The organism is Erwinia mallotivora (assembly GCF_000590885.1).
In the GTDB taxonomy this organism is placed as follows: Bacteria; Pseudomonadota; Gammaproteobacteria; order Enterobacterales; family Enterobacteriaceae; genus Erwinia; species Erwinia mallotivora.
Map to the genome: position 1 here is coordinate 66,404 of NZ_JFHN01000053.1, position 14,803 is coordinate 81,206.

Annotated in this window: 15 protein-coding genes and 1 pseudogene; 5 read left to right on the forward strand and 11 right to left on the reverse strand. The window is 51.4% G+C overall.

The annotated features are described in order from the left end of the window. The first annotated feature begins 75 nt into the window (after nucleotides 1–75). From cysZ to crr, 5 genes are all read left to right on the forward strand, one after another. A complete protein-coding gene (gene cysZ, locus BG55_RS12845; protein ID WP_034938253.1) occupies nucleotides 76–837 on the forward strand; it encodes a sulfate transporter CysZ in 762 nt (253 codons plus the stop codon). A gap of 128 nt (nucleotides 838–965) precedes the next feature. Continuing rightward, on the forward strand, nucleotides 966–1,937 hold the full coding sequence (gene cysK / locus BG55_RS12850; RefSeq protein WP_034938255.1) for a cysteine synthase A: 972 nt from the start codon (nucleotides 966–968) through the stop codon (nucleotides 1,935–1,937). A gap of 392 nt (nucleotides 1,938–2,329) precedes the next feature. Beyond that, nucleotides 2,330–2,587: a phosphocarrier protein Hpr gene (ptsH, locus tag BG55_RS12855; RefSeq protein ID WP_034916267.1), complete on the forward strand. Its 258-nt coding sequence runs from the start codon at nucleotides 2,330–2,332 to the stop codon at nucleotides 2,585–2,587. A gap of 217 nt (nucleotides 2,588–2,804) precedes the next feature. Beyond that, nucleotides 2,805–4,532 (forward strand): phosphoenolpyruvate-protein phosphotransferase PtsI, encoded by a 1,728-nt coding sequence (gene ptsI / locus BG55_RS12860; RefSeq protein WP_034938256.1) that lies wholly within the window; start codon nucleotides 2,805–2,807, stop codon nucleotides 4,530–4,532. A 43-nt stretch (nucleotides 4,533–4,575) separates the two neighbouring features. Then, nucleotides 4,576–5,079: a PTS glucose transporter subunit IIA gene (gene crr / locus BG55_RS12865; RefSeq protein WP_034938258.1), complete on the forward strand. Its 504-nt coding sequence runs from the start codon at nucleotides 4,576–4,578 to the stop codon at nucleotides 5,077–5,079. A 69-nt stretch (nucleotides 5,080–5,148) separates the two neighbouring features. On the opposite strand, the gene BG55_RS12870 is transcribed toward crr, so the two are convergent. The 11 genes and pseudogenes from BG55_RS12870 to BG55_RS12920 form a co-directional block, all read right to left on the reverse strand. Then, a complete protein-coding gene (locus tag BG55_RS12870; protein WP_034938260.1) occupies nucleotides 5,149–5,838 on the reverse strand; it encodes a GntR family transcriptional regulator in 690 nt (229 codons plus the stop codon). A 64-nt stretch (nucleotides 5,839–5,902) separates the two neighbouring features. Next, nucleotides 5,903–7,252 carry an ATP-binding protein gene (locus BG55_RS12875; protein ID WP_034938262.1) on the reverse strand — a complete coding sequence of 450 codons (1,350 nt, stop codon included), beginning with the start codon at nucleotides 7,250–7,252 and terminating at the stop codon, nucleotides 5,903–5,905. Then, nucleotides 7,249–7,929 (reverse strand): response regulator transcription factor, encoded by a 681-nt coding sequence (locus BG55_RS12880; RefSeq protein ID WP_034938263.1) that lies wholly within the window; start codon nucleotides 7,927–7,929, stop codon nucleotides 7,249–7,251. Before BG55_RS12880 ends, BG55_RS12875 begins: the two co-directional genes overlap by 4 nt. A 234-nt stretch (nucleotides 7,930–8,163) precedes the next feature. Continuing rightward, nucleotides 8,164–9,042 carry a cysteine synthase CysM gene (cysM, locus tag BG55_RS12885; RefSeq protein WP_034938265.1) on the reverse strand — a complete coding sequence of 293 codons (879 nt, stop codon included), beginning with the start codon at nucleotides 9,040–9,042 and terminating at the stop codon, nucleotides 8,164–8,166. 72 nt (nucleotides 9,043–9,114) lie between these two features. Next, nucleotides 9,115–10,203, reverse strand: coding sequence for a sulfate/thiosulfate ABC transporter ATP-binding protein CysA (gene cysA, locus BG55_RS12890; RefSeq protein ID WP_034938267.1), 1,089 nt, complete (start codon nucleotides 10,201–10,203; stop codon nucleotides 9,115–9,117). Then, a pseudogene (cysW, locus tag BG55_RS12895) lies at nucleotides 10,193–11,069 on the reverse strand (sulfate/thiosulfate ABC transporter permease CysW). Before cysW ends, cysA begins: the two are co-directional and overlap by 11 nt. Next, nucleotides 11,069–11,902: a sulfate/thiosulfate ABC transporter permease CysT gene (cysT, locus tag BG55_RS12900; protein ID WP_034938270.1), complete on the reverse strand. Its 834-nt coding sequence runs from the start codon at nucleotides 11,900–11,902 to the stop codon at nucleotides 11,069–11,071. Before cysT ends, cysW begins: the two are co-directional and overlap by 1 nt. Beyond that, the gene (gene cysP / locus BG55_RS12905; RefSeq protein ID WP_034938272.1) at nucleotides 11,902–12,918 is read right to left on the reverse strand and encodes a thiosulfate ABC transporter substrate-binding protein CysP; all 1,017 of its coding nucleotides are present in this window, start codon (nucleotides 12,916–12,918) and stop codon (nucleotides 11,902–11,904) included. The genes cysT and cysP overlap by 1 nt, the downstream gene beginning before the upstream one ends. A 197-nt stretch (nucleotides 12,919–13,115) precedes the next feature. After that, entirely contained in the window at nucleotides 13,116–13,727 is a 612-nt protein-coding gene (locus BG55_RS12910; RefSeq protein WP_034938273.1) for an RpoE-regulated lipoprotein, read from the reverse strand. A 65-nt stretch (nucleotides 13,728–13,792) separates the two neighbouring features. Further along, complete coding sequence (locus BG55_RS12915; protein ID WP_034938275.1) at nucleotides 13,793–14,248, reverse strand: DUF2919 domain-containing protein; 456 nt, start codon at nucleotides 14,246–14,248, stop codon at nucleotides 13,793–13,795. Nucleotides 14,249–14,295: 47 nt separating this feature from the next. Then, nucleotides 14,296–14,721 (reverse strand): GNAT family acetyltransferase, encoded by a 426-nt coding sequence (locus BG55_RS12920; RefSeq protein WP_034938690.1) that lies wholly within the window; start codon nucleotides 14,719–14,721, stop codon nucleotides 14,296–14,298. Between the last annotated feature and the right edge of the window lie 82 nt (nucleotides 14,722–14,803).

Genomic DNA, 14,803 nt, shown 5'->3' on the forward strand with positions numbered 1-14,803 from the left:
CCAAAAGCCCCCCTTCCGGTATTAACACTCTGTATGTGGTAGCATCGCCTGGCCAATAAATAAGGAAAGCAGCCGATGACCACTCACTCAACAGCAACCAACACTAATGGTATCCACTATTTTTTTCAGGGTTGGAAGCTGATAACACTGCCGGGGATTCGCCGCTTTGTTATCGTTCCTCTGATAGTGAATGTTTTGCTAATGGGAGGAGCCTTTATCTGGTTGTTCCAACAGCTGGGGCACTGGCTGCCAGCCCTGATGTCTTCGGTTCCCGGTTGGTTACAGTGGTTAAGCTATTTGCTCTGGCCACTGGCGGTTATCTCAATTCTGCTGGTTTTCAGCTACTTTTTCTCGACGGTGGCAAACTGGATAGCCGCGCCGTTTTGCGGTTTGCTGGCTGAACAACTGGAAGGCAGGCTGACGGGAAAACCTTTACCAGACAGTGGCTGGATGGAGATGTTGAAAGACATCCCTCGCATCATGAAACGCGAATTGCAAAAGCTGGCATGGTATCTGCCAAGAGCTGCCGTACTTTTACTGCTCTATTTTATTCCGGGATTTGGTCAGACAGTCGTACCGCTTCTGTGGTTTCTGTTCAGTGCCTGGATGCTCTCAGTTCAATACTGTGACTACCCGTTCGATAATCACAAAGTCAGTTTCAGACAGATGCGCAGCGCTTTAAAGCAGCACAAAACTGACAATATGCAATTTGGTGCGCTGGTCAGTTTGTTTACCCTGATCCCGCTACTTAATCTGATTATCATGCCGGTGGCCGTCTGTGGCGCAACGGCAATGTGGGTTGATCGGTATCAGAGCCTGTCCAACCGCAAACCCTGAGCCTTATGCCTTTTGATTACCCCTTATTGCTGCATTACATATATATATGCAATTTCTTTACTTCTCAGGAAATATGAACAGGGTATGCTCTCGAGGTTGCCAATATTTCATACAGTTAAGGATGGGCCATGAGTAAGATCTACGAAGACAACTCGTTAACAATCGGTCATACGCCGCTGGTTCGACTGAACCGCATTGGTAATGGTCGCATTCTGGCAAAAGTTGAATCCCGCAATCCAAGCTTCAGTATTAAATGTCGCATCGGGTCAAACATGATCTGGGATGCGGAAAAACGTGGCATTCTCAAACCCGGCGTCGAACTGGTCGAACCGACCAGCGGTAATACGGGCATAGCCCTGGCTTACGTTGCTGCCGCCCGCGGTTATAAGCTGACCCTGACCATGCCTGAAACCATGAGTGTTGAGCGCCGTAAGTTGCTGAAAGCGCTGGGCGCGAATCTGGTGCTAACCGAAGGGGCAAAAGGCATGAAGGGTGCCATCAGCAAAGCAGAAGAAATTGTTGCCGGCAACCCTGACAAATTTATCCTGTTGCAACAGTTCAGCAATCCTGCCAATCCTGAAATTCATGAAAAAACTACCGGCCCTGAAATCTGGGAAGATACCGACGGCCACCTTGATGTATTCATTGCCGGGGTGGGCACGGGCGGTACACTCACCGGCGTCAGCCGGTATATTAAAAATATCAAAGGTAAAAAAGATCTGTTGACCGTGGCCGTCGAGCCAACCGATTCACCGGTGATTACGCAGGCTCTGGCGGGCGAGGAGATCAAACCCGGCCCACATAAAATCCAGGGTATTGGTGCAGGCTTTATTCCGGGAAATCTTGATTTGAGCCTGGTTGATCGGGTGTTGACCATTACTAATGACGAGGCCATTTCAACCGCGCGTCGGCTGATGCAGGAAGAAGGCATCCTGGCAGGTATCTCTTCAGGTGCGGCTGTGGCGGCGGCACTGAAATTGCAGGAAGAAGCTGCATTTGCGGATAAAAACATCGTTGTCATCCTGCCCTCTTCCGGCGAGCGTTACCTGAGTACTGCTTTGTTTGCCGATCTTTTCACCGAGAAAGAGTTGCAGCAGTAATATCCGGAATGCGAATTTTCTAAAAAAGCACCCATTCGGGTGCTTTTTTGTGGAGCAGGTCAAAGTTTTGCATCCCTGCCGATTGCTTTTACCCCTGGGTGTCTGGTATCTAAGCTTCCAATTATTTCGAACCACAAAATTAATCGCTCCATGAAATGGATCAAGCTGAATCGATTTACTGGTTTGGCGGAGCTGCGCAAATCGCGGCATAATAGGAAAGGAAAACGTTAGTCGGAAGGCATAAGTGCCCATTCGCTTCCTCCTGACCTTTATCAGCGCATTTTTTGGCGCGTCATTGTACGCAGGCCAGCGCGACACATCCAGACTAAAGTACAGCCCACGGCCAGACTTTAGAACGACGACACAAAACCTAATTAAGTTGGGGAAACATAATGTTCCAGCAAGAAGTTACCATTACCGCACCTAACGGCCTCCACACTCGTCCCGCCGCTCAGTTCGTGAAAGAAGCGAAAGCTTTTGCTTCTGAAATCACCGTCACCTCAAATGGCAAATCTGCCAGCGCGAAAAGTCTGTTCAAGCTACAGACGCTCGGCCTGACTCAGGGAACGGTTGTTACTCTGTCAGCTGAAGGCGAAGACGAGCAGAAGGCCGTTGAGCATCTGGTCAAACTGATGGCAGAACTCGAATAAGCCCTGGTTTTTCCAGTGCGGGCTTAAGAAATTTTTGCAACCATTTCTGTCGCGGGCTATATGGTCCGCGCTGTTGCTTTCATCTAGTCCCCCTCGGTGCCAGTCGTGAGTAGCCAGCCTGTTGCAGCAGTGGTAACGGCGTTCTACCTACGTTTATGTGGCCGACAGATTCAGAACGACAGCCCTGGCAGTTGCCCGTTATTAAAAAGGTAGGATTATGATTTCAGGCATTTTAGCATCACCGGGTATAGCTTTCGGCAAAGCGCTTCTACTTAAAGAAGATGAGATCGTCATCAACCGAAAAAAAATTTCTGCCGATCAGGCCGGACAGGAAGTCCAGCGTTTTCTTGATGGTCGTAATAAAGCTGCCGCACAGTTGGAAGCGATCAAAATCAAAGCCGGAGAAACCTTCGGTGAAGAGAAAGAAGCCATCTTCGAAGGCCACATTATGTTGCTGGAGGATGAAGAGCTGGAGCAGGAGATCATTGCCCTGATCAAAGACGACCTTGCTTCTGCCGACGCGGCTGTTCACTCTGTAATTGAAGGTCAGGCTAAGGCCCTGGAAGAGCTTGACGATGAATATCTGAAAGAACGCGCAGCTGACGTGCGTGATATTGGTAAACGCCTGTTACAGAATATTCTGGGTCTGCATATTGTCGATCTCAGCGCTATCGCTGAAGAAGTTCTGCTGGTGGCTAAAGACCTTACACCTTCAGAAACCGCGCAGCTGAATCTGGATAAAGTGCTGGGTTTTATCACCGATTTAGGTGGACGCACATCACACACCTCTATCATGGCGCGTTCTCTTGAACTGCCAGCCATTGTCGGCACCGGCAATGTTACCTCTGAGGTTAAAAATGGCGATTTTCTGATCCTCGACGGCGTAAATAACAATATTTATGTTAATCCGTCGCAGGAGAAAATCGACGAGCTGAAGGCAATCCACAATCAGTATGTGTCCGAAAAAAACGATCTGGCCAAGCTCAAAGATCTGCCAGCTATTACGCTTGACGGTCATCAGGTTGAAGTCTGTGCCAACATCGGTACAGTGCGTGACGTGGCAGGGGCTGAGCGAAATGGAGCTGAAGGTGTCGGCCTGTACCGAACTGAGTTCCTGTTTATGGATCGTGAGTCACTGCCGAGCGAGGAAGAACAGTTCCAGGCTTATAAAGCCGTCGCAGAGGCAATGGGACAGCAGGCGGTCATCGTGCGCACCATGGATATCGGTGGTGACAAAGATTTGCCGTATATGAATCTGCCAAAAGAAGATAACCCGTTCCTTGGCTGGCGTGCGATTCGTATTGCCATGGATCGCCCGGAGATTCTTCATGCCCAGTTACGCGCTATTCTGCGTGCTTCCGCGTTTGGCAAACTACGCATTATGTTCCCGATGGTCATCTCTGTTGAAGAAGTTCGCACGCTGAAAGCGGAGCTGGAAAAATTAAAAGCGCAGTTGCGTGAAGAAGGTAAAGCTTTTGATGAAAGCATCGAAGTTGGCATCATGGTGGAAACACCCGCCTCTGCTGCGATTGCTCATCACCTGGCGAAGGAAGTTGATTTCTTCAGCATTGGCACCAACGATTTAACCCAGTACACGCTGGCAGTTGATCGTGGCAACGATCTGATTTCTCATCTGTACAATCCAATGACCCCTTCAGTACTGACGCTTATCAAGCAAGTTATTGATGCATCTCATGCTGAAGGAAAATGGACCGGGATGTGTGGTGAGCTTGCTGGCGATGAACGTGCTACACTACTTTTATTGGGAATGGGGCTGGATGAGTTCAGTATGAGTGCCATTTCTATTCCGCGCATCAAGAAAATCATCCGAAATACGAATTTCGAAGATGCAAAAGCGTTAGCAGAGCAGGCCATGGCTCAACCGACAGCGGACGAGTTGATGAACCTGGTCAACAAGTTCATTGAAGAAAAGACACTCTGCTGATACGTGGTGACGCTAGCCCAATATTACTGCTTAGGAGAAGATCATGGGTTTGTTTTCAAAACTTTTTGGCGATAAATCAGATAGCGCATCTGGAGCCATTGAGATCGTAGCGCCGCTGTCCGGTGAGATAGTAAATATTGAAGACGTACCGGACGTCGTATTTGCGGAGAAAATTGTTGGCGACGGTATCGCTATCAAACCTGCTGGCAATAAAATGGTAGCGCCGGTTGATGGTACCATCGGAAAAATCTTTGAAACTAATCATGCTTTTTCCATTGAATCTGACAATGGCATTGAGTTGTTTGTCCATTTCGGCATCGACACTGTCGAGCTGAAAGGCGAAGGTTTTAAACGTATTGCCGAAGAAGGTCAGAAAGTGAAAAAAGGTGACGTCGTCATCGAATTCGATCTGGCTTTGCTGGAAGAAAAAGCAAAATCAACGCTGACGCCGGTTGTTATCTCGAACATGGATGAGATTAAAGAACTGGTGAAACTGACAGGCAGCGTTGTCGTAGGCGAAACACCGGTTATTCGTATCAAAAAGTAATCCGACAGCGAACTCACACAAGCTTCCTGAAAAAATCAGGGAGCTTTTTTTTTGCTGTATACCAGGCATTTACCCTGCCAGTGCATCGCGCAGGCTTAATGTATCCGGGGCAATTTCACGCAGATCCAGCTGCTGTTCCAGACGGTCAAGATGTTCTGTCATCGCCTTCTGCGCCAGAACCTGGTCTCCCACCCTTAACGCCGCCACAATCTCGTCATGCTCGTCACACTGGCAGACCGATAGATCATTGCGTTGGTAAAGGGCGACGATCAATGAGCTGCGTACCATCAGGTTGTTAAGAATTTCTTCCAGTACCTTATTGCCGCTTATTTTTGCCAGTAGCAGATGAAATTCACACAGTTCTCGCAACACCTCGCGACGGTCACCGCGGAAAACGGCCTCCTGCTCAATTTTTTGCCTGGCGTGCAATTCATCCGCAAATTCAGTGATTGCCTGAGGAGTAATACAGGAAATGATCGCACACTCAATAGCACGGCGGGCAATAAAAACCTCCCGAGCTTCACTGGCTTCTGGCCGGGCAACCATCGCACCACGATTAGGCTCGATGGTGACAATATGTTGCATTGCCATGCGCTGTAATGCGGTCTGAACGTGATTGCGATTAGCCCCCAGCACTTCCACTATCTGCGTCTCAATCAGGCGCATTCCCGGCTTCAGCCGGTGCTGAGCAATTGCCAGCGACAAAGCTTCGACAATACGCTGAACTTCCTGCTTCTTACTGGGAGCCGCTTTACTCATCCCTTACCTCATTAAGGTGAACACAAATGCTGAAAGGCAGAGATGATAGCATTCGGTCAGGTGCTTAAACCACCCAATGCGGCAGACGAAGCGTCAGTTCCAGCCCACCGTCCTTACCGTTGACAGCACTGACTTCACCCTGATGTGCCAGCAGAACTTTGCGTACTATTGATAATCCCAGACCGTAGCCTTTGCCCGATAAAGGTGAATTCACCCGGACGAAAGGATCAAAAATACTGGAGAGTTTATCGGCGTCCACACCCGGCCCCTGATCGCTGACGCTGATAGCCAGCCAGCCATTTTCCTGACGCAGGGTAATTTTAACCTGTTGACCGTGCAGTGAAAAACGCAGAGCGTTGCGCACCACATTTTCCACCGCCGAGCGAATCAGCTTCGCATCGCCTTTGACTGTATAATCACACTCCTGCTCGGCAACTAACAGAATCTCCACTCCGGGGATCTGAGCTTCATAACGCGCATCATTCGCCACCGCCTCAAGCAATCCCAGCAGATCAAAATATTGCTCATCAGGCAACGTCTCATGTTCGGCGCGTGACAGTGTCAACAACTCACCAATCATCTTATCCAGCCGACGGGCTTCATCATCAATACGGTCCAGCGACTGCGTCAGCATTTCGGGCGTCTGCCGGGCAAGGCCGGTTGCCAACTGTAAACGGGCAAGGGGTGAACGCAGCTCATGAGAGACGTCATGCAGCAATTCCTCACGTGCCTTAACCAGCACAGAAAGACGCTCAACCATGGCATCAAAATCCTGAGCCACCACCGACAATTCATCATAGCGGCGGCGCATTTTTGGAAATAAACGTACCGACAGATCGCCTTTTGCAACGCGATCAAAACCACCTCGCAGCTGACGCATAGGTCTGGTCAGATTCCAGGCAAGAAAAAGGCTGAACAGTAATCCCCCACCGCCACCGATAAAAAGAAAAGGTTCAGGAACATTCAGGAAACTGCGGCGTGGGCCACCCATATTGCTGTCTTCACGCAAAGCCTGCACGTCGTAACGCAATTGATATTGCTGACCATCCGCGCCGGTCACCCATTCGATAACTTCCTTCGGGAATTCGCCAGGACGTAAATTACGATCAAGATTGCTTCTGGGCTGCTCTTGTGGCGGCTTCGGCATTACCCGTACCGAGAAAAAACGCCTGTCGCTATTGGACCAGTCCGCCATCATGTCATTCAGCGCTTCCATCCCGCCTCGCTGCAACACTGAAACGGCTGAGGTCATTTGCAGATTAACGATACGCCGCGCCGCCAGATTTTCTGGTGGTTCATGGTGTTTACCGTACACCTGGAAACCCAGCCATAACAGCTGACTCATCAGCAAAAACGTCAGCCAGAAGCCGAGCAGAATTTTCCAGAACAGAAAACCGGGGTAACCTGCTTTCATCTGATGCGATAACCTATACTACGCACCGTTTCAATGTTGACGGCATCGTTGGTGAGGGCCGACAGTTTCTGGCGGATATTGCTGATATGCACATCAACACTGCGATCGTAGGCTTCGCGTGGACGCCCCAACCCCTTCTCAGAGAGTTCATCTTTTGAAACCACCCGATCGGGTGAGCGCAGAAGCAGGTCCAGCAGATTAAACTCTGAAGCGGTCAGGTCGAAGGGTTGCTTCTGCCACTCACTGATGCGCGTCGCCGGGTTCATCGTTAGCTCTCCCCAACTGACCAGCTCTTTGCTCTGAATTTCGACCGGATGCTCATCAATACGGCGCAGAACCGCACGCAAACGCGCCACCAGTTCACGGGGATAACAGGGTTTAGGCACGTAGTCGTCTGCCCCCATCTCCAGGCCGATGACCCGGTCAATATTATCGCCCTTGGCCGTCAGCATGATGACCGGCAAACGGCAGTTCTGCCGTACCTGTCGCAGCACGTCGATACCACTCATATCAGGCAGCATGATATCCAGGATCATCGCACTGTATTCTCCCGACATCGCCCCCTCAATGCCCGCCTTACCGTTCAGCACCAGCGAGGCGTCGAATCCTTCGGCTATCAGATACTGACTGAGCATGGTTCCCAACTCAAGATCGTCATCAACCAGTAAAATTTTCATACTTATTCTCTCAGGATAGTTGCCGCTATTTTCACCCGTTGTGGCAAGTTTCGCAGCACATTTTACCCAATCCTTACAGTGTATCAGTCAGCCTGTAAGGTGATAATTTCAAAAACAGGATAAAATAGCGAAGAGGGCAAAAAATGGACACACAGAAGGCATGAAAGAGGGTGAATTTTAACCTGGCTAACCGGAATAGCTGACTGAACAATTCCGGCTTTAATGTTACGAAAATTAATAAATTCCGGTCGAGATATAGCGGTCCCCACGATCGCAGACAATAGCCACAATCACACTGCCGGGCTGTTCCCCGGCAATGCGCAAGGCACCTGCTACCGCGCCGCCGGAACTGACGCCCGAAAATATGCCTTCCCGCTGCGCCATTAAACGCATGGTCTGCGTTGCTTCCGCCTGCGTGATATCCATAACCCTGTCTACCAACTCCGGACGATAGATTGCAGGCTGATAGGCGGCAGGCCAGCGGCGAATTCCCGGAATACTGCTTCCCTCTGCGGGTTGCAGACCAACAACGGTCACCCGGTCACTTTGTTCCTTAAGATATCGCCCTACTCCACTAATGGTGCCTGTGGTTCCCATGCTGGAGACAAAATGTGTCAGCCGCCCGGCTGACTGCTGCCAGATTTCCGGACCGGTACAACGATAATGTGCCAGTGGGTTGTCCGGATTATTAAACTGATCCAACACCTTTCCTTCCCCCCGGGATTGCATGGCGTTCGCCAGATCGCGCGCACCTTCCATCCCCAGATCTCGGCTGACCAGTAGCAGCTCCGCCCCGTAAGCCCGCATCGCCGCCTGGCGCTCAATGCTCATATTTTCCGGCATTAACAGCTTCATCCTGTACCCTTTTAACGCCGCGATCATTGCCAGCGCGATACCGGTGTTGCCACTGGTTGCCTCAATCAGCACGTCGCCAGGACGAATTTCACCCCGTTCTTCAGCCATCTGGATCATTGATAGCGCCGCACGATCCTTTACTGAGCCTGCGGGGTTATTACCTTCCAGCTTAAGCCAGATTTCGCTACCGTTAGCCGGGGTAAGCCGTTGCAATTTAATCAGCGGCGTATTGCCAATGGTCTGTTCCAGGGTATTCACTATGCAGATGTCCACGCAAAAGGCAGGATAAAAAAAGGTCAGGCAAGCCCGACCCTGTTCTGCCCGAAAATATCAGGCACTTTGTGCAAACGCAACCTGCCGCAAAGGTGTCTCTCCTTTGTAAAGTCGCGCCTGCTGTAAACCGGCAAACAGCCGTTCACCGCGAATCGGAGCCGTCTGGTTCCCCTCCATCACCAACGTCACCGGCTGTTGGCTCCAGCCAACAGGCTGGACAAGCAGTTGCCAGTAGTGCCCACGCGGGCTGACCTCAAGCACCTGAACCGGGAGCGGCGTTTCGAGACTGCTCTGCCGGCTGACATCGATTTCCCATGGGCGCAGGAACAATTCCACTTCCCCCTGATGTGCCGAGGTATAACCGAGCGGCCAGTGATGTGCCCCCACATGGAACTGAGAACCGTGAACTTCGCCGTCAAAACGGTTGACTTCGCCGAGGAACTCAAGCACAAAGCGGGTGGCCGGATCGCGCCAGACTTCATCCGGCGTCCCCACCTGTTCAATATTCCCCTGACTCATCACCACCACACGATCGGCCACTTCCATTGCCTCTTCCTGATCGTGAGTAACAAAGACGCTGGTAAATTTCAGCTCTTCATGTAACTGCCGCAGCCAGCGACGCAACTCTTTACGTACCTGGGCATCCAGCGCGCCGAATGGCTCATCAAGCAGTAAAATCTGCGGCTCGACCGCCAGCGCCCTGGCCAGGGCCACACGCTGCTTCTGACCACCAGATAGCTGTGCCGGAAATCGTCCTGCCAGGTGACCAAGCTGCACCATTTCCAACAGCTGGTTTACCTTTTCTTTGATCGCCGCAGAAGACGGGCGCTGCCGACGGGGTAACACGGTCAGACCAAAGGCAATATTATCGAATACCGTCATATGGCGGAACAGAGCGTAATGCTGAAACACAAAACCGACGTGACGGTCGCGGGCATGCAGATCACTGACATCGTCACCATGAAAGCTGAGGCGGCCACTGTTCTGATTCTCAAGACCGGCAATAATCCTCAGCAGCGTGGTTTTGCCCGAACCGGATGGCCCCAGCAGCGCCACCATCTGACCAGAGGGGATATCCAGTGAAATATCGTTGAGCACGCGAGTGGCACCAAACGATTTGTTAATGTTAGTAATTTCAATGCTCATGATTCCCCCTCCTGATGCTGGCGACTATTCTGACGTTCCAGACGCCATTGCAATGCACTTTTCAGAAACAGAGTGACAATAGCCATCAGGGTTAACAGACCCGCCGCGGTAAATGCACCTACGGTATTATAATCCTGATGAAGTAATTCAACCTGTAATGGCAGCGTATAGGTTTCGCCGCGGATCGATCCGGACACCACCGATACCGCACCAAACTCACCAATTGCCCGGGCATTGGTCAGCACCAGCCCATAAAGCAGGGCCCAGCGAATATTCGGCAGCGTCACCCGCCAGAACATTTTCCAACCGGAAGCCCCTAACAACACTGCCGCTTCGTCTTCGTGGCTACCCTGGCTAAGCATCACCGGGACCAGTTCGCGAACCACAAACGGGCAGGTAACAAAAATGGTGACCATTGCCATGCCTGGCCATGAGAACATCAGCTGAATGTTATGCGCATCCAGCCAGCCACCGGCCGGACCATTGACGCCCCAGAACAACAAATACATCAGCCCGGCCACCACAGGCGACACGGCGAAAGGAATATCGAATAGTGTCAGCAGTAACTGTCGTCCGGGAAAGCTGAATCTTGTCACCAGCCACGCCAGCAGCGTACCAAACACCAGATTCACCGGCACGGTGATCAGCGCCATCAGCACGGTTAACCAGATTGAGTGCAGCATATCGCCATCTTTCAGATTGCTGAACATCGCGACCATGCCCTGCTCAAAAGCACTGGCGAAGATAGCGATAAGCGGCACCACCAACAGGCCAACAGAAAAGATCATCCCCAACGCGATAAGCAGCCACTTGCTCCAGCTGCTACGGCTTCGTGCCGATGGTTTGAATTCAGTAATATCAGCCATTAGTGACCTCCAAGACGTCGGCCAAAACGGCTTTGCAGGATATTGATTGCAAACAACAGCAACAGCGATGCGGCAAGGATCACCGACGCGATAGCGCTGGCAGCCGGATAGTCAAACTCCTGAAGTCGGACAAAAATCATCAGCGAAGTTACTTCTGTTTTCCAGGCGATATTGCCGGCGATAAAAATTACCGCGCCGAATTCACCAATACTGCGGGTAAATGAAAGCGCCGTTCCCGCCAGGAGCGCCGGGGCCACTTCGGGCAGTACCACACGACGAAAACTCTGAAACGGGCTGGCACCAAGGGTTTCAGCCGCTTCTTCATATTCAGGACCCAGCTCTTCCAGTACCGGTTGCACCGTGCGGACCACAAACGGGATGCTGGTGAAGGCCATCGCCACGGCAATACCCAGCCAGGTGTAAGAGACTTTAATGTCGAACTGCGCCAGCCACTGTCCATACCAGCCATTGACCGAAAACAACCCCGCCAGCGTCAAACCGGCAACCGCCGTCGGCAGAGCAAAAGGAAGATCCATCAGCCCATCCAGCAGTGCCCGGCCAGGAAAACGGTAACGGGTAAGGATCCACGCCATCAGCATGCCAAAAAAAGCATTAAAAACAGATGCCACAGCCGCCGACAGCAGAGTGACTTTGTATGCCGCGACCATCTGCGGATTGGTTACCACCTCCCAGTACTGTGCCAGCGTCATGTGCGAGAGCTGCATTAACAGTGCACTGATCGGCAGAAGCAGGATCAGACAGGTGAAAAACAGGCTGCTGCCCAGACTGATACCAAAACCTGGCAATACGCGCTTATTTTTGCTGGCAAACATTACTGATGTCCCGCTGCTAACAACTTATCCAGTTCACCACCGTTAGCGAACTGCGTTTTCATTACCTGCTGCCAGTCACCGAACATTTCCTCTACCCGAAACAATTTGACAGGAGGAAAACGATCGCCCTGCGCCGCCATCAACTCATGGCTGTTCACCCGATAGTAAAAGTCGGTAATAATCTTTTGCGCAGTCGGACTGTAGAGGTAGTCCAGATAGGCTCTGGCCACTTTCCCGGTGTGATTTGCCGCAACGTTTTTATCAATCCACGTCACCGGAAACTCAGCCAGAATATTGTTCTCAGGCACCACCACCTCGTAACCCTCTGCGGCGTATTGATGACGAATATTGTTTACTTCCGATTCAAAACTAATCAGCACGTCGCCCTGACCACGCTCAACAAAGGTGGTGGTGGCTCCACGCCCGCCGGTATCGAAGACCTCGACGTTTTTTAACAGCCGCGTCATAAACTGCGCCGTTTTAGCACTGTCGTTACCGTCAGCCAGCTTTGCTGCACCCATTGCGGCCAGGTAAGTATAGCGACCATTACCGGAGGTTTTAGGATTTGGAAAGACAAGCTTAACGTCACTTCGGGTCAGATCCTGCCAGCTGTGAATGTTTTTAGGATTTCCCTTGCGCACCAGGAAAGCCATCGTCGAATAAAAGGGTGAACTGTTGTCTGGCAGACGTGTCTGCCAGTTGGCCGGGATCAGATTGCCGCGATCGTGAAGGATCTGTACATCCGTCACCTGATTGTAGGTCACCACATCCGCCTTAAGACCCTGTAAAATAGCCAGCGCCTGTTTTGACGAACCGGCGTGTGACTGGCGGATTGTCAGCCTGTCGCCATTATTTTCTGTTGCCCACTGCTGCTCAAAAGGCTTATTAAGCGCGACAAACAGTTCACGGGAGACATCATAAGAACTGTTCAGCAGTTCTGTTGCCTGCACGGTACCGGCCAGCAACAGGGTAACAGCGGCACCACCAAGAAATTTTTGCAATATCGCTAACGTCATTTTCTACCCTGTATTCAGTCCGGAACCTGCCTTCAACAGTCGCCAGTTTATTTATAACCCGAGAAAAACCTGTAACGCTTTTATATACCGTTTGGTGATTTGCAAGCTTAAAAAGCTATAAGCGGATGGAATTGTTTATGCAGGAGTCAGAAAAAGAGGGATTAAAAAAGCCGTCAGATGACGGCCTGTTGCGGACATTATTTACGCCAGATAATTTTGCTGATGGTCCATTTTTTGAGCGTTTCATCGGCAGGAAGTAATCCTTCAGGACCATGCCACTCTCCACTGAAGACGTAGCTGATGTGCTGGCTGCCGGGCGCTTTGCACTCAACACCTTCGCTACCGGACACTTTCAGACAGGCACCAAATGCCTTGCTGTAAAGTTCGCTAAAAGGGGTACCCATCTTTTTACCGTCTGAAGTGGTAATGGCAGGATCGCTCACTTCAATCTGGCTGTCCGTCGTCGTGCCGTTAACCACAATCCTGACTTTCTTATCTTCAACGCCCTGGAAGAACGTCACCACGCCGCCATTTTCACCGCGCATCCCTTTGCGTATCTGATAGTTATTCTTCAGCGCGGCACCGATCGCTTCTTCATTCATGGGCGTAGCGGCGTTCAATGTGCCGATACCCTGCTCGCTAACCTGTAAGGAGGAACCAAACCAGTTCCAGGGTGCGGCGGCTGACCAGGACCAGCTGAGCGGGTTCCACCAGCTTGCGCCACTGTCAGCGCCCCGGGCATCGCCAGAACTGGCACAGCCGGCAATCATCAATGCGGCGGCAATTAATAGTGGGCGAACAGTCTTCATTACGGCTCCGGTTAAAACAGATAACGTTAATTTAGTGGCTTGGAGTGCGTTTCAGCTAAAAAGTTTTATCCGGCAGACAACGCCGGGTCAAAACAGTCTCTGATGCGGCGACCAGACGCCAGATAAATCAGTCCCGTAAGGTCCAGCAAAGTAAATAACACCACCAGGGGGGCCACTGGCTCATCCTCCTGCCATAACCGCACTCCCTGCTGAGCCACTATCGCCAGCAGGGTCAGGCAAAGTACCCATCTCCAGGCCTGCCACAGACGCGGAAAGCGCTGTCGATAGCCCGTCAGCAACAGCCCCAGTACCGCCGGGATCCCCAGGCCAATACCCGTCCAGAATGCCTGCGTATCCGGGTAAAATAACGCCAGTAGCTCTGCCCCCTGCTGTCGCGACGCGCCAGCCATCACAAACAGCACCCAGGTCCGGGCCTGAAGCAATAAAATCATCCAGAAAGCAGCAGGTAACCTGAGCTGTCCACGGGCATCATAATCATCCGGAGAATAAATCAGTTTCATTGGCTCACAGCGGGGGAAGGCTGGGTGACGGCAGGTCACCCGGACGGTTAATATTCACGGTCTTCAATCAGACGTTTGCCCAGCAGCAGGCTGTCCTGCTGTTCATAGTCCAGCTTTTCATAGAAACCCAACACGGCGTCGTTTTCTTCACGCACCATGACATTGATTTTCGGGCAACCACGGGCAATCAGCTTTTTCTCCAGCCGGTTGATCAATGCATTAGCAAATCCGCGTCCCTGATAATCAGGATGCACGCCAAGATAGTAAGCCGAGCCGCGATGACCGTCGTAACCGCCCATCAGCGTGCCAACAATTTCTCCGCCCACCACCGCCACCAGAAACAAATCAGGATCATGATTGAGCTTACGCTCAATATCCATTTCCGGATCGTTCCACGGGCGCAACAGATCGCAACGCTCCCAGAGGGTGATCACTTCTTCAAAATCGTCCTGGTTGAATACGCGGATTTCCATGAGGTTACCCCAGATGTTAATCATAATTTGCTGATTATCACGCTTTCCTTCGCCGGTGCAAGCCTGGCGGGAATTAATCATA